At 36.0% G+C, this 19,174-nt stretch carries 18 protein-coding genes and 1 pseudogene; 11 read left to right on the plus strand and 8 right to left on the minus strand.

What is annotated here, in order from left to right; genetic code table 11:
* Nucleotides 1–5: 5 nt before the first annotated feature.
* Both H5J24_RS16270 and H5J24_RS16275 read right to left on the minus strand, forming a co-directional pair.
* The gene (locus H5J24_RS16270; protein WP_141395639.1) at nt 6–731 is read right to left on the minus strand and encodes a PA3715 family protein; all 726 of its coding nucleotides are present in this window, start codon (nt 729–731) and stop codon (nt 6–8) included.
* Between the two features lie 10 nt (nt 732–741).
* Nucleotides 742–2,523 (minus strand): tetratricopeptide repeat-containing sensor histidine kinase, encoded by a 1,782-nt coding sequence (locus tag H5J24_RS16275; protein ID WP_228407595.1) that lies wholly within the window; start codon nt 2,521–2,523, stop codon nt 742–744.
* A gap of 197 nt (nt 2,524–2,720) precedes the next feature.
* On the opposite strand from H5J24_RS16275, the gene H5J24_RS16280 reads away from it, so the two are divergent.
* The 6 genes from H5J24_RS16280 to H5J24_RS16305 all read left to right on the plus strand — a co-directional run bounded on the left by H5J24_RS16280 (nt 2,721) and on the right by H5J24_RS16305 (nt 8,439).
* A complete protein-coding gene (locus H5J24_RS16280) occupies nt 2,721–4,475 on the plus strand; it encodes an amidohydrolase family protein (protein ID WP_068941848.1) in 1,755 nt (584 codons plus the stop codon).
* 185 nt (nt 4,476–4,660) lie between these two features.
* Nucleotides 4,661–5,335 (plus strand): SIMPL domain-containing protein, encoded by a 675-nt coding sequence (locus tag H5J24_RS16285; RefSeq protein WP_068941846.1) that lies wholly within the window; start codon nt 4,661–4,663, stop codon nt 5,333–5,335.
* A gap of 297 nt (nt 5,336–5,632) precedes the next feature.
* The gene (locus H5J24_RS16290; RefSeq protein WP_232815681.1) at nt 5,633–5,914 is read left to right on the plus strand and encodes a DUF4140 domain-containing protein; all 282 of its coding nucleotides are present in this window, start codon (nt 5,633–5,635) and stop codon (nt 5,912–5,914) included.
* A 13-nt stretch (nt 5,915–5,927) separates the two neighbouring features.
* The gene (locus H5J24_RS16295) at nt 5,928–7,232 is read left to right on the plus strand and encodes a DUF4139 domain-containing protein (protein ID WP_283250799.1); all 1,305 of its coding nucleotides are present in this window, start codon (nt 5,928–5,930) and stop codon (nt 7,230–7,232) included.
* Nucleotides 7,233–7,250: 18 nt separating this feature from the next.
* Entirely contained in the window at nt 7,251–7,760 is a 510-nt protein-coding gene (locus H5J24_RS16300) for a vWA domain-containing protein (protein WP_232815682.1), read from the plus strand.
* Nucleotides 7,735–8,439, plus strand: a complete 705-nt coding sequence (locus H5J24_RS16305) for an OmpH family outer membrane protein (RefSeq protein WP_232815683.1) — start codon at nt 7,735–7,737, stop codon at nt 8,437–8,439. The genes H5J24_RS16300 and H5J24_RS16305 overlap by 26 nt, the downstream gene beginning before the upstream one ends.
* 113 nt (nt 8,440–8,552) lie before the next feature.
* Here the strand turns inward: H5J24_RS16305 and H5J24_RS16310 are convergent, their stop codons facing one another.
* Nucleotides 8,553–9,758 carry an NAD(P)/FAD-dependent oxidoreductase gene (locus H5J24_RS16310; RefSeq protein ID WP_068941839.1) on the minus strand — a complete coding sequence of 402 codons (1,206 nt, stop codon included), beginning with the start codon at nt 9,756–9,758 and terminating at the stop codon, nt 8,553–8,555.
* Between the two features lie 114 nt (nt 9,759–9,872).
* Here H5J24_RS16310 and H5J24_RS16315 point away from each other — a divergent pair, with 114 nt between their 5' ends.
* Nucleotides 9,873–10,253, plus strand: a complete 381-nt coding sequence (locus H5J24_RS16315) for a SpoIIAA family protein (RefSeq protein WP_068945009.1) — start codon at nt 9,873–9,875, stop codon at nt 10,251–10,253.
* Between the two features lie 174 nt (nt 10,254–10,427).
* On the plus strand, nt 10,428–10,772 hold the full coding sequence (locus tag H5J24_RS16320) for a mannan-binding lectin (RefSeq protein WP_068941837.1): 345 nt from the start codon (nt 10,428–10,430) through the stop codon (nt 10,770–10,772).
* Nucleotides 10,773–10,892: 120 nt separating this feature from the next.
* Here H5J24_RS16320 and H5J24_RS16325 read toward each other — a convergent pair whose 3' ends face one another.
* A complete protein-coding gene (locus H5J24_RS16325) occupies nt 10,893–12,095 on the minus strand; it encodes an MFS transporter (RefSeq protein ID WP_068941834.1) in 1,203 nt (400 codons plus the stop codon).
* Nucleotides 12,096–12,273: 178 nt separating this feature from the next.
* On the opposite strand from H5J24_RS16325, the gene H5J24_RS16330 reads away from it, so the two are divergent.
* A complete protein-coding gene (locus H5J24_RS16330) occupies nt 12,274–13,179 on the plus strand; it encodes an AraC family transcriptional regulator (RefSeq protein WP_068945008.1) in 906 nt (301 codons plus the stop codon).
* A gap of 311 nt (nt 13,180–13,490) precedes the next feature.
* Here H5J24_RS16330 and lipA read toward each other — a convergent pair whose 3' ends face one another.
* The gene (gene lipA, locus H5J24_RS16335; protein WP_066698565.1) at nt 13,491–14,357 is read right to left on the minus strand and encodes a lipoyl synthase; all 867 of its coding nucleotides are present in this window, start codon (nt 14,355–14,357) and stop codon (nt 13,491–13,493) included.
* Nucleotides 14,358–14,471: 114 nt separating this feature from the next.
* Between lipA and H5J24_RS16340 the strand changes: the two genes are divergently transcribed.
* The gene (locus H5J24_RS16340; RefSeq protein WP_068941832.1) at nt 14,472–15,101 is read left to right on the plus strand and encodes a hypothetical protein; all 630 of its coding nucleotides are present in this window, start codon (nt 14,472–14,474) and stop codon (nt 15,099–15,101) included.
* A gap of 177 nt (nt 15,102–15,278) precedes the next feature.
* Here the strand turns inward: H5J24_RS16340 and H5J24_RS16345 are convergent, their stop codons facing one another.
* The gene (locus H5J24_RS16345) at nt 15,279–15,839 is read right to left on the minus strand and encodes an RNA polymerase sigma factor (protein WP_068941830.1); all 561 of its coding nucleotides are present in this window, start codon (nt 15,837–15,839) and stop codon (nt 15,279–15,281) included.
* A 207-nt stretch (nt 15,840–16,046) separates the two neighbouring features.
* On the opposite strand from H5J24_RS16345, the pseudogene tyrS reads away from it, so the two are divergent.
* Nucleotides 16,047–17,341: pseudogene (gene tyrS, locus H5J24_RS16350) on the plus strand (tyrosine--tRNA ligase).
* Nucleotides 17,342–17,417: 76 nt separating this feature from the next.
* On the opposite strand, the gene H5J24_RS16355 reads toward tyrS, so the two are convergent.
* Complete coding sequence (locus H5J24_RS16355) at nt 17,418–18,464, minus strand: fatty acid desaturase (protein ID WP_232815685.1); 1,047 nt, start codon at nt 18,462–18,464, stop codon at nt 17,418–17,420.
* A 180-nt stretch (nt 18,465–18,644) separates the two neighbouring features.
* Nucleotides 18,645–19,067, minus strand: coding sequence for a hypothetical protein (locus H5J24_RS16360; protein WP_068941826.1), 423 nt, complete (start codon nt 19,065–19,067; stop codon nt 18,645–18,647).
* Nucleotides 19,068–19,174: the final 107 nt, after the last annotated feature.

Here is a 19,174-nt window from a genome sequence, read left to right on the forward strand (position 1 = left end):
GAAAACTATTGATATTTTCCGTTTTTGAATTTCAGTGTTTTATAGAATGTTTTTGAAGTTTCTTTTTGTTCACATTCTCCTTTTACTTCTTTGTTTATGGTAGTTACAGAAATCGTCTTAATTGTAAGATCTGTAAAATTATTCGTTTTGGATGCATCCATCATGATGTAAGAATGATCATCTTTAAACTCACCGTTGCATCGGGTATCCCACTCCCCTGTTGTAGAATTTAATTCAAACTGATCAAGAACTTTTTTCAGGGTTTTCCCTTCCGGATAATACATTGATATGGTACCGGAAGCATAAGGGTTGGGCTTACTGCTTCCTACAAAATCTGCTTTTACTCCAAAAGCACGAACATTCGGGCTGATATTATACAGTCCGGTATCAATGGCAAAGCTTCTTAGGGTTATAGCATCAGAATTCAATTCCGTAGGATCAAGATATTTGTTCTTTATGATTCCTTTGCTGTCTGTGATTAAAATATAGTTCTTGACTGTAAAAACATAATCTTCTTCCTCCTGGCTCATAACCATTGGAATGACTGAAATATAGGAATCTTCAGCATTAGGCATTTTCTTTTCAGTACAAAGTTCTTCTCTGATCTTGGTTTTATCCAGTTTCAGGCTTTTAAGAATATGAGTCAGTCTGATACTGTCAACATCCTGGGCAGTTACCATTCCAGAAAAGAAACTAACAATCAAAGTGAATAGAATTATATTTTTTTTCATGGTATTATTTTTATGCCATATTAATATGAATAGTAACCAAAACCCCGCTATTATTTTCCTTATCTTTTACAGAACAAGCAATATCTTTTTTATACAGATCATTCAATAGCTGAGTTCTTTCCAGTGTATTTTTCATTCCCCTTCCTTCGCGGATTTTCTGATGGTGGGTTTTCTGTTTTTTACTTTCCTCAATTCCTATTCCGTTGTCTTCAATAGTGATCATTAGATATTTATCCCTTTTCTCAAAGCTTAATTTTAAAAATCCTTTATCTGTTCTGTAACGCAATCCGTGCCAGATAGCATTTTCAAGGAACGGTTGTACCAGCATTCCCGGAACCTGCAGGTTTTGCATATTCAGGTTCTTATCTACGTCAATTTCATAATCAAATTTATCTGCAAAACGTGTTTTTTCCAGTGCCAGATAGTTTTGTAAAAGATCCAGTTCCTGTTGAAAAGGGATAAAATCATCTGTAGAGTTTTCCATCACCCCGCGCATCAGCTTTGAGAACTTGGTCAGATATTGATTGGCTTCCAATTCGTTATTCGTGGCAATGAAGTGATTGACACTATTCAGACTGTTGAAAATAAAATGGGGATTCATTTCCCGTCGAAGCGACTGGAGGGCTATTTTCTTATTTTTGATCTGAACTTTTTTCAGGGTTCTGAAAATGAAAATAATCAAACCTGTCAACAGAATCAAGGCCCCGATCAGCCCATAATTGAAAACATTTTTCTTGTGAATAAGCTCATCCTTCAGCTCTTTTTCTTTCTCCAGCTGTGAAATTCGCTGTTCTGTATCTTCCAGAATCTTATTATCTACAAGGCTTCTGTCTTTGGAAACCAAGTCAGGAAGCTTACCTAAAAAATCTCTGTATAGCTGAACTGAAGCCTCTACATTTCCTGAAATAGCATACAGGCTGTCCAATTTCTTTACGCTTTTCTGCGCTTCCAGGGTATGCCCTTTGTCCAACGCTATTCCGTAGGCATTTTTTAATAGATCGGCAGCCTCTTTGGGATCATTTTTCTTGATATAGATATCCGCCAGCTCTTGAATCTGATTAACTTTCTCCTGAGAGTTATCTTTTACAAAATCTTCCTTTAGAACTTTCTTTTTAGCTTCAATAGCTTTATCAAAGTTTTTATTTTCTACGTAAAGATTGGCCAGCTTCTGATTAATTTCCAGTGCTTGCTGAGGAGATTCTTTTTTAGAAATTTTATAGGCTGCATTAAGGTTTTCTTCAGCTTTGGCAACATCTTTCTGCTGGATATTGATATCTGCCAATTGGCTGTAGCCTATTGCAACATCAGCCTGCTCATTTTCCTTTTTGCTTAAATTAATATTATTCTGAATGGCCTCTGCTTTCACTTCAGGTGCTGGAGAAGAAAGCCTTGCTGCATCATTTGAATTAACGGCCCTGCTTTTTGTACTATAAGACATCTCTGCTGCCATATTGTAATTACTGATAGCCGGGGTAATTTTATTTTGTTTTTCCTGAGATTGGGCTAATCTTCGGGTAACGATTTCCAGATTTTTCTTATCATTTAGATTCTGATAAAGATTTTTAGCTTTAATCAGATACTCTTCACTTTTAGCATAATTTCCCTGGCTGTAATAATCATTAGCCATCCCAACATAAGCATCAGCAACCCCTTTATTGTCATTTTTATCTACTGCTCTCTTCAATTTCGCGACAGCTTTCACTGCCTGCGAAACCTTCGTAGTATCCTGTGCTGAGAAGTAATTCCCCATCATCAATATTGAAATAAACAGTATTTTAAAAACTAATTTCACGGATTTCAAATCTTTAGTGCAAAGTAAGTAAAACTTTATCGATCAGCATCTATCCTTCACCAAGTCAAAATATAATTTCACCAAGTTTGCTTTTCTCTATATTTACCTGATAACCAACTGCATTTTAAAACCGTTTACAATTTTTGATTCGATCGAATAAGGCTTTATGTATATTTGTACTTCACTTAAAAGAGACCATGAAAAAATTTCAGTTACTATTGGCTTTGGTTTGTTGCTTTGGTGGTATCAAAGCACAGACTTATATTCAAAATGTTAACATAGCTGATGTTATCCATAAAAAAATGATTCCTAACCAAACAGTGATCATTACTGATGGCCTCATTACTGCTATTAAATCCAATAAACAGGTGAAAATCCCTCAAAACTCGCATATTATCAATGGTAAAGGAAAATATCTCATTCCCGGAATGACTGATTCGCATATCCATTTTTTTCAGAGTGGTGGATTGTATACAAGACCCGATGCACTTAATCTGAAAAAACATGTTCCCTATGAGCAGGAAATCAGCTGGGCGCATCATCATATGGAGAATTTCCTTCAATATTATTTGCGGTCAGGAATTACTTCTGTAATTGATCCCGGGGCTACCTATAATTTTCTTACACTCCGTGATTCCTTAAAAAAGAAAGATGATCTTCCTTCTGTATATATGTCAGGCCCTCTTATCACGACATATGAACCGGAAGCTTTTAAAAATCTTGATAAAGACGAACCTTTTAAACTGGCACTAACTGTTGAAGATGCAAAAAAGTATGTTCAGGAACAGCTTCCATATAGGCCTGACTTTATCAAAATATGGTACATCATATTGGAAAAAGATCCTCAAAAAGCAAAAGAGCAGACTAAAAAGCTCGAGCCTGTGATTAAAACCATTATTGAGGAATCCCATAAGAACAATTTAAAAGTTGCTGTTCATGCCACAGAACGCTTTACAGCCGAAACCGCAGTTCTGAACGGAGCCGATTATCTGGTTCATAATATCGAAGATGAAATAGTTTCTGATGATTTTATAAAACTTTTAAAATCTAGAAAAATAGTCCTTTGTCCTACCCTGACTGTATCTGACAACTATTATGACACCTATGGCCAAAAGAAGCATTACAACACCTATGAACTGGAAAACTCCAATCCGAAAAGTATTGGTTCAATCTACGATCTGAAGCATCTGGAAGAGACTGCTGATTCAACATGGATTAAAAAATATAAGGTAAGATTTAACTCACAACAGATCAAAACTTATGTTTCCAAAGTGGATTCTATCCGGGAGGTCAATTTAAAAAGGCTTGCAGATGGAGGGGTAACGATTGCAGCAGGTACAGATGCAGGAAATATAGGAACCCAGCATGCCTCTTCTTTTATGGAGGAACTTAATGCGATGAAAGAAAGTGGACTGAGCAACTGGCAGATTCTGCAGTCAGCCACAATTAACCCAGCAAAAATCCTTAATAAAGAGGCGCAATATGGCAGTATTGAAACTGGAAAAACCGCGGACCTTGTTCTTCTTAGTGCCGATCCCATTGAAGATCTGAACAATTTAACCAAAATTGAAACTGTTATCAAGAACGGCAAGACGTTCGATCCTCATAAAATACTGAAGATTACCCCTGAGATACTTGTACAGCAGCAGGTAAATGGCTATAATGCACGAAATATAGATGCTTTTCTTGAACCCTATGCGGAAGATGTTGAAATCTATTCATTTCCCAATACTTTGCGAAGTAAAGGTAAAGAAAGTATGAGAAAAACATATGAAGCACTATTTAAAAAGGTGCCGGACCTGCATTGTGAGATAAAACAGAGAATCATTAATCGTAATATGGTTATTGACAAGGAAAGTGTTTCCGGAATAAAGCCTGGTCAGAAGATAGAAGCTACTGCGATTTATGAAATTAAAGACCATAAAATTTCAAAGGTATATTTCCTTTATTAACTATTATCTTTCCCCGTTTACGAATATAAAATATACTTTATAAAAGACAGTTTCTATATGAACTGTCTTTTTTTATGTATCCAGTATCCACCAAGTGAAAGCCTTCTTCCACCAAGTCTTCCAATTTCCGGCTCCAGATCTGCCTAATTTTACATCAGTAATTAAAAATTTAAAAACAAGAAATTATGAAATTGAAACATTTTTTATTAATCGGAATTGTAACACTGGGAAGTTTTGTAAACGCTCAGGAAGTAAAGAAAAACGGAATTGAAGTAACAGGTGTTGCTGAAATGGAAGTAGAACCGGATGAAGTGATCTTCAACATCGGAATAAAAGCAGATAACAAAAACGATCTTGCAGACAATGAAAAGAAGATGTTCGATATTCTGAAGAATGCAGGAGTAAAGAATGAGGATATCAAATTCAAGTCGATGTACCAAAACATTTATGCCAAAAATGGGAAGTTTTCTAAGAGCTATGAGTTTAAAGCCAGTGCAAAATCAAACCTGAGCAAAGTATTTGAAGACCTGAACCAGAAATGGGTAAGCAATCTGAGTATTTCAGAAGTAAAAAATACCAAGATTGCGGACTTTAGAAAAGCTGTAAAGATTAATGCTTTAAAAGCTGCGAAAGAAAAGGCAGATTATCTGTTGGAAAGCATGGGCAAAAAAGTGGGTAATGTTCTTGAAATTGTAGAGATTGAAGATTATACCAGCGACACAGTGATGCCGGTTGCCTACAAAAGCAGAATGAATAATGTACAGCTTGAAATGGCAGATGCTCCGGTAGATTTTTCTTTTGACAATATCGAAAATATCAAACTGAAATACAGCATCAAAACAAGATACGAAATCCTTTAACATTAACAGATTTAAAAGAGGCTGCCACATTGTTGGCAGCCTCTTTTTGTTTGCCACGAATCCACGAATACAATAACTCCCAATAGTTTGCAGCCTATGTGAAACCTAGATGGTTAAAAAAATAAAGCACATAGGTTTCACATAATTTTTGAAGCTTATTTATAAAGCCATTCGTCCATTAGCAGTTAAAAAACATGAGGTTATCTGCTCACCAAGTGAAAACCTATCTTCACCAAGTATCCCAAATTCCAGCCTTCAATACAGGTAATTTTACTTCATAATTTAAAATAATAAACGATGAAACGCTATCTTTTAATCACTCTATTTTCAGCAGTCCTCTTTAAGGCACAGGAAATAAAAAAGGAAATAGAGATAAAGCAGGCTACCGTATTTCTTCAGGGAGCCAAAGTCTTCGGAAGCACTACAATCAGTCTTCAAAAAGGAAAAAATAAGGTAAGAATTGTCAATCTGCCCAATAATCTGGATGAAAATACTTATAAAATCAATCTTGAAAAAAACACGACACTCCTATCCATTACTCCACAGAGTAATTTTTTGAAAAGAAGATCAGCTTTCTGAAGGTGAGAAAAAGCTGGATGATGAGAGAAAAAAGCTTCAAAGACAGGTAAGCCTGTTAGCGATCCAGATTAAAAATCTTACCGGAGAACAGAATATCATCAATGATAATCTAAAAGTATCTACCAACGACAAGTCTACTCCTCAGGAACAGCTTATTAAACTTACTGAGTTTTACAGAAAAAGAATGCTGGAAATCGACAACCAGGTCTTTATACTCAATGAGCAGAAAAGTACACTGGACGAAAGCATAGCCAAACTCAATAAACAATCTGACGAGGAACAAACGCATAAAAATACCAATCGAAAAGAATTATTGCTTGAAATCCTTGCTGATAATGACACCAGCCTAAACTTGGGAGTCAGCTATATTGTTTCTGATGCAGGCTGGATTCCTTCTTACGATCTACGGGCTGAATCGGTAAAGAAACCTCTTGAAATGGTTTACAAAGGAAAGATCTATCAAAAAACCGGACAGGACTGGAAGAATATCAAGTTGTTTGTCTCAACCTACAGACCATCATACAATCAGGATCGCCCTATTCTTTCGCCATTATATGTTGCAGAATATACAGCCCATAATCCAATATTGGAGGTTGCTGATTACCAATCTAAAAAAGAATCTGCATTAATGAATGCTTATCAAATGAGACAGGAAATAGCTGCAAAACCAAGCCAGATCCCAATAGCTTCTGTTTCCGATAACCAGATGAATGTGATCTATGAACTGAATTATAACCAAACCATTGTAAGTCAGGAAAAAGAACAATATGTGATTCTGGATAAAAAACAAATTGATGCTGCTTACAAATACCATACAGTTCCAAAGATAAATAACCAGGTCTTCTTAATGGCTTTTGTAAAAAACTGGCAAAACCTCAATCTCATTAATGGGGAAGCCAATATTTATTTTGAAGATAATTATATCGGAAAAACCAATATTACCAGCAATTATGTGAAGGATGAATTCCCAATCTCTCTTGGCGTGGATGAAAGAATCACGGTAAAAAGAATCAAACTGGAAGATAAAGCTTCTCAAAAACCGATGAACTCCAATAAATGGGAAACTGAAACCTATCAGATCAGCATCAGAAATAACACCAAAGAAAGTATTGAACTGGAAGTGCTGGATCAGCTCCCAATCAGTGAAAATTCTAAAATATCAGTGAAAGCTATAGAAACCGGAGGCGGAAACCTTGATGAAAAAACAGGAAGCATTCTTTGGAAAAAAAATATAAGTTCCGGTGGTTCTGATAAGATCAACTTCTCTTATGAGATTAAGTATCCGAAAGATATGCAGATTCAATATTACAGCAGATAACCTATAAAAAATAATAATATGACAACTTTAAAAATCTTAGCCATTGCAGCCGCTTTTTTAAACTCCGGTGTAACAGCACCCCTTAGCTGCTCGAAAAGTGATTCAGACAACAGAAACTTAACCGTACAAAATGCTTCTGTGCCCACAGTAAATACAATATCAAAGGATAATAAAATCCAGGTGGCTCTTTTACTCGATACTTCCAACAGTATGGATGGATTGATTGACCAGGCAAAATCCAGACTCTGGAACATCGTGAATACATTAACCACCTTAAAGTACAACGGCCAGGCCCCACAAGTAGAAATTGCTCTTTATGAATATGGAAATGACGGCCTCCGGGATGAAAACTATATCCGTCAGGTCACTCCTCTTACCCAGGACCTTGATCTGGTTTCTGAAAAATTATTTGCCCTAAGAACCAACGGCGGAAGTGAATATTGTGGGGCTGTGATTCGCGATGCTGCTTCTAATCTGAATTGGGATGGCAACGAAAAAAAGTATGAAATTGATTTATATTGCAGGTAATGAGCCCTTCAATCAGGGAAAGATTAACTATAAAGAAGTGATCTCAAAAGCAAAAAATAAAAATATCTATACCAATACCATTTTCTGTGGAAGCCGTGAAGAAGGAATCCGGGACTACTGGCAAAACGGTGCTACAACCGGAGGTGGGAAATACTTTAATATCGATAGTGACAAAAAGGTTATTTATATTGAAACACCTTATGATATCAGAATTGCCAAATGCAATGCCAAATTGAATGACACCTATATGTATTATGGAAACCGTGGTTCTGAATATAAGATGAAACAAATTGCCCAGGATAAAAATGCAGAAGTACAATCTGTTTCTAATCTGGTAGAAAGAACTGTTTCCAAATCAAAAAAGAATGCCTACAAAAATGAACATTGGGACCTGGTAGACAAAGCTGAAAAAGATGACCATTTTATTGCCAACATGAAAGAAAGTGAACTTCCTGATGAACTGAAAGGGAAAAGCAAAGAGGAAATTAAAAAGTCGGTGGCCATAAAATCGGCAGAACGTGAAAAGATCCAAAGAGAAATCGGTGAACTTTCTAAAAAACGTCAAATCTATATTGACGATGAAATGAAAAAAAGAGGAAATGATGATTCTGATGATCTTGGAAAGGCCATTGAAAGCTCTATACAAGAATTAGCTAAAAAGAATGGATATAGCTTGTAGCAGATGGTTTAACACGCTGTGAAAATAAAGTACACTTAGGTTTTGAATCTTTTGATTTTTCTGCTTAAGTGTACTTATTTTTTTCAATAATTTAGTTCATAATTAAAGGTGTACTACCTCCCAAACTTAAAATATCTGGATAATGGATGTTTTTTACCCTTCATAAACAAAGAAGTCATTTCCATTCCCGTTACTGAAAAAGTAATTCCGTTTCCTCCAAATCCCAATACAAAGTAAGAATTTTTGAATTTGTGATGTTCTCCGATATAAGGAAGCCCGTCCTTTGTTTCTCCAAAAGTTCCTGCCCATACAAAATCGGGATAGAAGTGATAATCCGGTTTTATTTTCTTCAAATTCTTTAAAATTTCTTTTTCTTTTTTATTGAGAATAGCATCGCGCTTTTTAGCATCATAAAAGTCTTCATCACCGCCGCCTATCAATAATCTGCCATCATCAGTAGTCCGCATATACAGGTAAGGATCATCAGTATTCCAGACTAAAGTACTGGTGATATTTTTAAATTTGTCTTTATCTACCTCAGAAACCACAGCATATGTACTTTTCAGATTAACGAAGTTTTCTTTCAATAAATTTTTGCTTTCATAACCGATACAATAGATGATTTTCTTCGCTTTAATCTGAAAACCGCTGTCAACTTTAGCAATATTAAAACCCTTATGATATTCTACTTCCACCATTTCAGTTTTATCAAATATCTTTAATCCTTTTTTTACATTATGCTTAAATAATTCATGAGCAAACTGAAAAGCGTCAATACTACCGCCTTGCTTAGATAGGATTCCACCATAAGTATTTTCAAATCCAAACTCTTTCAGAACCTGATCTGAATTGAGCCATTGAACATCAAACCCTGCCTTTTTCCTGGCTTCATATTCTTTCTTTAACCATTCAACATCTTTTTTCTTCGAAGCAAAATACAAGGATTTTTTACGTTTAAATCCTGCATCAGAGCGTACTTTATCAACTAGTGCTTCAATGATATCAATCGCCTCTGAACAAGATTTATAACTTGCAATGGCACCTTTTTCTCCTATTTGTTTTATTAATTCATAAAGGGGAATATCTATTTCATACTGAAGCATTGAAGTAGTAGCAGAAGTACTTCCATTACAAAGCTCGCGCTGATCAATGAGAATGGTTTCATAGCCGTCTTTTATCATTTGATGGGCAATAAGACTTCCTGTAATTCCACCGCCAATAATTAAAACATCACAGTTTTCATCTGATTTTAAAGATGGATAAGTAGCGATCAAGCCATTTTTTAAAAGCCAAAAAGGTTCATTTGATTTGAGATCCATATTGATATTTTACATTAAAAATAACAATATTTATACCTTTTTAACAATTCATGGAGGATTTATGGTTTAATTATTGTTGGCTTATTAAATTCCAACCACCATAAAATATTTACTATGATAACAATTATTCCAGAAGCCCCGGAGAATGTTGCGGCTTTCAATGCAACCGGAGAATTGACGAAAGAAGATTTTGAAAAATTGGTAATTCCGCATGTGAAAGAGAAAGTAGACCAATTTGGTGAGCTGAATTATTTACTGTATTTGGATACCGATCTGGATAAGTTTACCATGGGAGCATGGCTTGAGGACCTCTTGCTTGGATTAAAAAACCTCACAAAATGGAACCGGGCAGCCATCGTTACAGACAAAGAAGGTGTACAGAATTTTACTGAAATTTTCAGTGTTCTGATGCCGGGAGAGTTTAAATCTTTCCCAAAAGAAAATTTATACAATGCCCTTTATTGGTGCAAAAACGGTGATGAAGTGGAAGCTTAATCAGCCTAATACAATGATAAAAGACTGTCTCAAAAAGGCAGTCTTTTTTATATATCCCAATCAATACCAAACAGATACGTAAAAATACCTAATGATAAAATTGGTACATTCTACTGTAATTATATCCCATAACGGTGAGTACATTTGTAATGTTAACCAACAAATACTTACACCATGTCAACATTCAAAACAAACATTATTGCAGGACCACTTTGGAGCAATGACGAAGCACAAAAATTAGGGCCACGTATTGCGGCCGCACACTTAGGAAAATTTACCGGACAATGGACTACCATTGTAGAAGGACAAATGAGCGTTATAGAAGTAGAATTAAATACTGAACCAACGGGAAGTACAGAATATACTTTAAACGTATTGGCGGGACCTATCTGGAGTGATGAAGATGCTAAAGCGATCTGTCCAGCTATCTGTGCATCGTACGGTGGCACATGGAATGGACAATGGACAACAGTTGTAGAAGGCAAAATGAGCGTTTGCAGCTGTGTATTCAAATTCTAAACTGAAAAGAATAATGTATTAATTAAAAAAAGCTGTCTCAAAAGTCAGTTTCAGGATTTTGGGACAGCCTTTTTTATGCATTAAATGTTGTACTCTCGCAGATTCAAGAGAGTGCTCTTTTTATTTATCGCAGGAAACACATTCTGCCACAGCTTCTTCTTCATTAGCTGTTTGTGAACCATAGAGATACATATATCTTACACTGATGGCAAACCCAATAAAGGTCATTCCTACTCCTACCAACGAAGGATAATTGTATGGCAATCCATATTCCAAAGGAATTCCACCAAAAAAAGCTCCCATTGCATTCGCAATATTAAAACCTGCCTGCATAAATGCGGCAGCCATCATTTCACTTTTCGGAGCGGCTTTCATCATCATAATATTAATAGGTGCTGCAATAGACATTGACAGTGCACCGCACATAAAGGTCAATATGAAAGCAATATTCTGATGCTCGGAAAGTAAAAATACGCCCACCAGAGAAATCATCATTAAAAAAATCAGAAGTGCACAAGTCTTTTCCGGGCCTAATTTATCTGAAATAATCCCTCCGGCAAGATTACCAACCACCATTCCGGCGCCGGCAAGAACCATGACGTAAGCCATCTGGCTGCTCTCCACTCCGGAAATCACTGTCATTAAAGGGGTAATATAACTCAACCATGTGAAAAGTCCCCCAAATCCAATTGCTGTAATCGCCAACACAAGCCATGACTGCTTCTTTTTCAGGAATTTCAGCTCTTCCAGGAAATGGGTATTCTGATTGGCTTCCGTTGCAGGGAGCCATAGCTTTAAAAATAACAGAGCAAAAACACCAATCAAAGCTACAATCGCAAAATAGAGCCTCCAATGGAAAGTATGTCCGATATACGTCACCAGAGGAACCATTACCAGATTGGCTACAGTAAGTCCAGTAAACATCATCGATATATAAAAGGCCTCCTTCCCTTTTCCAGCCATTTTAGCAGCGACCACTGTTCCTACCCCAAAGAAAGCTCCATGAGGAAGTCCAGACATAAATCTGATGATCAACATTGTTCCATAATTGGGAGCAATAGCAGAAAGGCCATTAAATAAAGTGAAAAGGATCATAAAAGCAATCAGAACCTTTTTAGGAGGAAATTTCACTGAATATCCGATCAGAATAGGTGCTCCAATTACCACTCCCATAGCATAGGCAGAAATCAGGTGTCCTGCTTGCGGAATTGTAATTTCAAGTGTTTTTGCGATGTCCGGTAATAGTCCCATAACGGTAAACTCCGTAGTTCCTATTCCTAATCCGCCAATCGCAAGCGGTATTATTCGTTTATCAATCTTCATTGTATATTCTTTTCTGAATTAATATGTTAAAATTAAAAATGGTGAGCCATCTTTATTTTTGAAAGTGCAAAATTCGAAAGAAATATTGGATTTCACACCTCTTTGAATGATAAAAATTTGCTCCATATTAACCTTTTTATTTAATTTTATCTATACAAACAATCAAATCAGAACAAAAATGAAGATTCAGAAAGAAATCATAGCGTTTGAAAAAGGAAAATCGTTCAAGATATTCGCTCCCAGTCTGAAAAATTGTTTTTTCTGGCATTATCATCCTGAAATAGAACTGGTATACGTAGAAGCCTCCAATGGAATCCGGCATGTTGGGAAAAATATTTCCGGTTTTACAGATAGTGAACTTCTGCTGATTGGAGCTAATGTACCGCATCTTAATTTCGACTATGGTATACAGACAGAATGTAAACAGTTGGTCCTGCAAATGCGGGAAAACTTTCTTAACGATATCATTCTTCCGGTTCCTGAATTTGAGAATATTAAAAATCTTTTAGAACGTTCTTATCTGGGATTATCTTTCTCTGGAGAAACCAAAAGGATTGTTGTTGAAAAACTTCAGATCCTTAAGAATAAAAACTCCTTTGAATCTTTAATGGCATTAATTGAAATTCTGCAGATGTTGGCCCAATCCACGGAGGTACATGAGCTGAATAAGGAAGATACAAGGATCAAATGGTTTCTGAATGACAAGATCAGGATGGGAACCATCTATGATTATATTCATGAAAATCATGATAAAAAGCCCAATGTGAATGAAATTGCCCAAATGGTCAGCTTAAGTACCCCCGCTTTCTGCCGGTATTTTAAAAAGCAAACCAATATGACTTTCACAGATTTTGTCAATAACTACAGGATCAATCAGGCTAAAATATTTCTATTAAAGGATTCTTCTGTAACAGAAGTTTGTTTTCAGGTAGGTTTTGAAAGTCTTTCCTATTTTAATAAACTGTTTAAACAGCATACGGGAGAGACCCCATCAGAATTCAAGAAAAAACATTTTAAGCCTATTGAGATCAATGGACGGATTGGTGTGATTAATAGGGAGTCTTCCTGTAATAAAGGGTTTTGATATGATCCCAAGATTTATATTTTATAAGCTTACCTGGCTGCTTTTATTTTCCCACAGATGACACGGATTTTCACAGATGTTTGGGAATAATTTTGATATCTGAATGTTATAAACCACCCCGTCAAAAATTCTTTGAATTTTTGACACCCTCCAGAGGAAGGGAATGATGGAGGTCATCCCTTATTGATTTTGGTTAAAATAGTTCGTATGTGCCGCCCTATTACCTATTACCTATTACCTATTACCTATTACCTATTACCTATTACCTATTCTATCAAAAAATAACCGCCCATTACTGAGCGGTCTTTATTTTAGTGAATATGTTTTTCTGCATGGTAAGAACTTCTTACAAGAGGAGAGCTTTCAACATGTCTGAAACCTAAACTTCTTGCAAAATCACCCAACTCATCAAATTCCTCAGGAGTAATAAATCTCTTTACAGGAAGATGTTTTTTAGTTGGCTGAAGGTATTGTCCAAGAGTGATAACATCCACATTAGCATTTCTGATGTCTTCAATGGTCTGGAAGACCTCATCTTTAGTTTCTCCTAAACCAAGCATTACCCCTGTTTTAGTTCTTCTTTGCCCAGCTTCTTTTAAATATCTTAAAACCTCAAGACTTCTTTCATATTTTGCCTGAATTCTCACTTCTCTGGTCAAACGTTTTACCGTTTCCATGTTGTGAGAGATCACTTCCGGAGCTACATCTACCAATCTGTCAATATGTTTGGTGATTCCCTGGAAGTCCGGAATTAATGTTTCCATTGTGGTCCCCGGAGAGATCCTTCTTACAGCATTTACTGTTTCTGCCCAAAGGATAGATCCCATATCCTTCAGATCATCACGGTCTACAGAAGTAAGAACGGCGTGTTTAATCTTCATTAATTTGATAGAACGGGCCACTTTTTCAGGTTCATCCCAGTTTACATCAAGCGGTTTTCCTGTTTTTACTCCACAGAATCCACAGCTTCTTGTACAGATATTTCCTAAAATCATGAACGTTGCCGTACCTTCTCCCCAGCACTCTCCCATATTGGGACAGCTTCCGCTTTGGCAAATAGTGTTTAATTTATATTTATCAACCAAGGTTCTCAATTCCCTGTAGTTCTTTCCGGTAGGAAGTTTTACACGAATCCACTTTGGTTTTTGAACGGTAGTATCTTGAACTAAATTTTCCATTTCTAAAATTGAAGTTCAAAGTTAAGGAATTTTTAATGGAAACCATCAACCAGAGAAATTGATGAAACTTATAATTCAAAATATCATTGTACATTTAGGCCTAAAACCTATCCCATGAAAAAATATTTTCTCCTTTTATCAATTACTTTCAGCACCTATTTTTTTGCTCAAAAACAGTTCCAGCCGGAAGGTTCCACTGTTCTTCAAACCGTAGATGGAGATTTGGATGGCGATAAAATTCCCGAAAAGGTAATTGTCTATAACACCAAAGATGCGGGTGACCTTGGTGAAATCCGGGAAATTCAAATCTTGAAAAAGGTTAATGGACAATGGATAATTCTTGAAAAATCAACCAATGCTATTCTCGATAGCGAATCCGGAGGTATCATGGGGGACCCCTATTCAGGAACCAGTATAGAAAAGGGAATTCTAATCATCAATCATTTTGGTGGCAGCAGCTGGAAGTGGCAGTATACTGATAAATACAGATTCCAGAATGGGCATTTTGAATTGATAGGCCATACTTCAAGTTCAGGAAGGCCGGGAGATTATATTCAAAATGTAGACTTTAACCTTTCTACAGGACAAATTAATTTCACAAACGAGGTTGATAACATTCAAGAATATGGTCCTTCCCAAAAGGAAACATACATTAAAAAAGGAATCAAGATCAACCTTCAGAACAGAAATGATAAAAGTATAAAAATTAAACTTCCTAAAACCAAGGCCGAAATTTTCATATAGTTTGTTACAAATGTTAAGAAGCGCAAAGACGCGAGTTTTCTTTTACAGGCCATAGAGAAGGCCCAAGGATTTTATCTATTGTATCTATGTAGTTCAAAAAACTTTCAAACCACATAGATACAATAGGATAAAAATATTCGGGAGCTCGTGGCAAAACTATCGTTTTCTATAACAATTTTAATTGTCTTCAAACTCATTATTTTTCAAGAGCTCAGCAAGTACTTTTTTAGCCCGCATCACACGAACTTTTGTATTGGCAACAGAAATTCCCAGTTCTTCGGCTATTTCCTTGATGCTCTTTTCTTCAAAAAATCGCAGCTTAATGATATCTTGATAATTGGCATCCAGAGATTCGATGGTTTTAATGATCTTCTTTTGCTCTTCTTCCGAAATCAATAGTTCTTCGGGAGATTTTGCATATTGATTTTTAACCTCATCCAGATTTTCAACGGCATCCTCGTTTTCACGGTTCTTTTTCCTCCAAAAATCAATGACGGTATTTTGAGCAATCGTCAGAATCCAGGTTTTAAACTGAAAATGTGGATCGAACATATCCAATTTCGATAATACTTTAGAAAAGACATTCACAGTGATCTCATCTGCATCATTTTCATCTTTCACTTTTTTCATTACAAAAGAGAAAACATCCACCCAAAAAACATTGATGAGTTTAGTCTGGGCCTTCTGGTCTTTATCTTTGGCCTTTTGAATGAGCAGGAATAGCTGTTCGTCGTTCATTAATAACAAATATAGATTATTTGGGTTGAAAATGCAAAGCGGAACCCTATCAATGGTGAATTTTGCTTCGTAATTGAATAGCCAGTCAGGAAAATACCCGTTTTATTTGTTATCTCAATGCTTTTTACCATTTCCCTCCTTCCTCTTTCAACTTTATACTTCTGAATTTATTATCTTTGCAACTTAAAATTTTAAAGAAAAAAATCAATGAATTCCTTTATAGAAGAACTGAATGGCGTGGTCTGTTTGCTGATATGATGCCTGGAACCGATGAACAACTGAATAAAGAGGTAACTACTGCATATATTGGTTTTGATCCAACGGCCGATTCTTTACATATCGGAAGTCTTATTCAGATAAAAATTTTAGCACACTTCCAGCAGCATGGCCACAAGCCGATTGCTTTAGTAGGTGGAGCTACAGGAATGATAGGTGACCCGTCCGGAAAATCGGCAGAGAGAAACCTTTTGGATGAGGAAACGCTTTTACACTATGTAGACTGCTTAAAGAACCAGCTTTCAAGATTCCTTGATTTTGCGGGGAATGAGCCGAATAAAGCGGAACTTGTTAACAATTACGACTGGATGAAGAATATTTCTTTCCTTGATTTTGCTAAAAATGTTGGAAAGAATATCACGGTAAACTACATGATGGCTAAGGATTCTGTAAAGAAAAGATTTTCTGGAGAATCTGGTGCAGACGGGATGAGTTTTACAGAATTTACTTATCAATTGATCCAGGGATATGATTTCCTTCACCTCTATCAAAACAACAATGTGAAGCTTCAGATGGGAGGTTCTGACCAGTGGGGAAATATCACTACCGGAACAGAATTAATCCGTAGAAAAGCTCAGGGCGAAGCATTTGCCTTAACTGTTCCTTTGATTACAAAAGCTGATGGTTCTAAATTCGGAAAGTCTGAAAGTGGAGAAAACTATTGGTTGGATAAAAAGAAAACCTCTCCATATAAATTCTACCAGTTCTGGTTAAATGCTACGGATGAAGATGCTGAAAGATTCATCAAATTCTATACATTCCTAGGAAAAGAAGAAATTGAAGCTTTAATTGAGGAGCATAAAACTGCTGCTCATGAGAGAAAGCTTCAGAAAAAATTAGCGGAAGAAGTAACTGTTTGGGTACACGGAAGAGAAGAATACGAAAAAGCACTTAAAGCTTCTGAAATTCTTTTCGGCCGCTCTACAGCTGAAGATTTGGTAAGCCTTGATGAAGAAACTTTCCTTGAAGTTTTTGACGGAGTTCCACAAAAAGAAGTAGCAAAAGCTGATGTTTTAGGGATAAATATTATTGACCTTCTTTCTGAAAAATCAGGATTTCTAAAATCTAAGAGTGAGGCTCAGAGAGAAATCAAAGGAAACTCAATTTCTGTTAACAAACAAAAAGTAAATGATACTTATACAGCTAATGAAACAGATCTTATTGATGGCAAATTCTTATTGCTTCAAAAAGGGAAAAAAAGCTATTTCATTGTAAAGGTTATTTAATTTTTAATACCATATAAAACCGGCGCTGAGATGAATCTCAGCGCCGGTTTTATATTTTGAAATCTCAATTCTGACTCTATTTTGAATATTCCCGAAAGCGGTTGGCTCTTCTGAAAGTTCCCAGATCATTAAAACGGACTCCATATTTTTTCAACACTTCCTGTGCCTGTTTTCTTCCGATATGACGGACATAAAATGTCTCGTTGACTACAAAATGATGAATGCTGTGTGTCCATCCGAAAAAGAAACAAAACACCTGCATAGGAAAAGTCCACCAAACATTCAGTACCTGTGTCTGTTCAATAACATTCCCCTCTTCAACATCGCCGAAATAATGCATATTGGAAGTTATAAAATGTAAACAGAACTGTCGCAGCAGGTTCGGTAGAAGAATTGTATAAGTAACGAAGCTTAAGCTGTTCAATACATTTTCAATATAAGAAGGGAAAGCAAAATCTGTCATAAACTTTGCATTAATCCAATTCAGCAGTAAATCTGCAAAAAAGAGGTATAAAATTACATGAGCAGCAATAGTCAGGGGGATCAAACCCAGAAATGCAATCCGTTTCAAGGTGGAAGAGGTTTCATCTTTAAGGTTTCCGTTCTTTACCTCCGCGTCCATATCCTTAAACATTTGCTGAAGACGCAAAAGCCCGCCTAAAACAATATCTGCAGTCGTTAATAATCGTTTAAACGACCAACGTTCACCATTTGTTACTCCACGTTCTTCCACATCGTGTAATGTTCCTGAAAATTTATGATGATGGTAATGTAATGTTCGCCTGATCCACGGGTTGATAGTCAGTGGACGCAAAATCCATACACTGAAAAGCATAAAATGATGTACCGGCTTTTGTTTTTTAAAGTAAAGCCAATGAATAAGATCATGCTCAATCTCGTGAAGAACTCCCATAAAAAAGGCATTCATAATGATCATCAACCAAGTTGGTATAATAGCTTTATACCAACCTACAGATGCAGCAATAATGGCAATAATTGAAAGTAAAAATATAGAAAACCCAATGCTGTTCTGCCTCTTCAATAGAGGATATTGTTCTTTAAGCTCCTGATAGGATTGATTAATTTCTTTCCTTATCTGTCTCGATTTTTCCTGATGTTTCACAATTTGGTGATTTTGTAATCAAAAATAATAAATTATACAATTACTCAACACATAAATAATTACTAATAAAAATAATACACTAAGAAAATAATATGAATAACATTACATTTAACTAAAATAAAACCGGCATTGAGATAAATCTCAGTGCCGGTTTATTTATTTTGAAAGTATTATTAGTTTTTAAAATACATAACTTGCAGAAGCAGATAAATACTGGCCGCTGGAAGTTCCTTCTTTTTTCAATTCCCCATCTACCCATATCTGAACCTTTAAAGTAGAAGATGCATTAGCTCCTACAGCATTTACTGCTACATTTGCATTATATGAACCTTTTTCTGCAGTAACTTCAGGGCTTGACCATGTTGTTCCGCTAAGGCTTGAAGCTGTAGTAGGATTACCATCAATTCCATAGACTGCTACATCTATATCAGCTCCTGAAGAAGCGATTGCTTTAAAAACTACTTTATGGCTCTTCCCTGCTCCATTTACGTTAGGGGTATCATCGTCATCTTTACTGCAAGAGGCTACAAATCCCATTAACACAGTGGCAAGAAGCACTACAAATGTACCTTTCAACAGCTGGTTTATTCTTGTTTTTTTCATAATCTTTTTGTTTAAATTTTAGTTACTTTATTTGATATTCTATGAGTAGTGATTTCGTCTCTGCAAAGCTATTGGAGTCCTGAAACTTTATCAATCCAAAAAAAGGA

The organism is Chryseobacterium capnotolerans, assembly GCF_021278965.1.
GTDB classification, from domain to species: Bacteria; Bacteroidota; Bacteroidia; order Flavobacteriales; family Weeksellaceae; genus Chryseobacterium; species Chryseobacterium capnotolerans.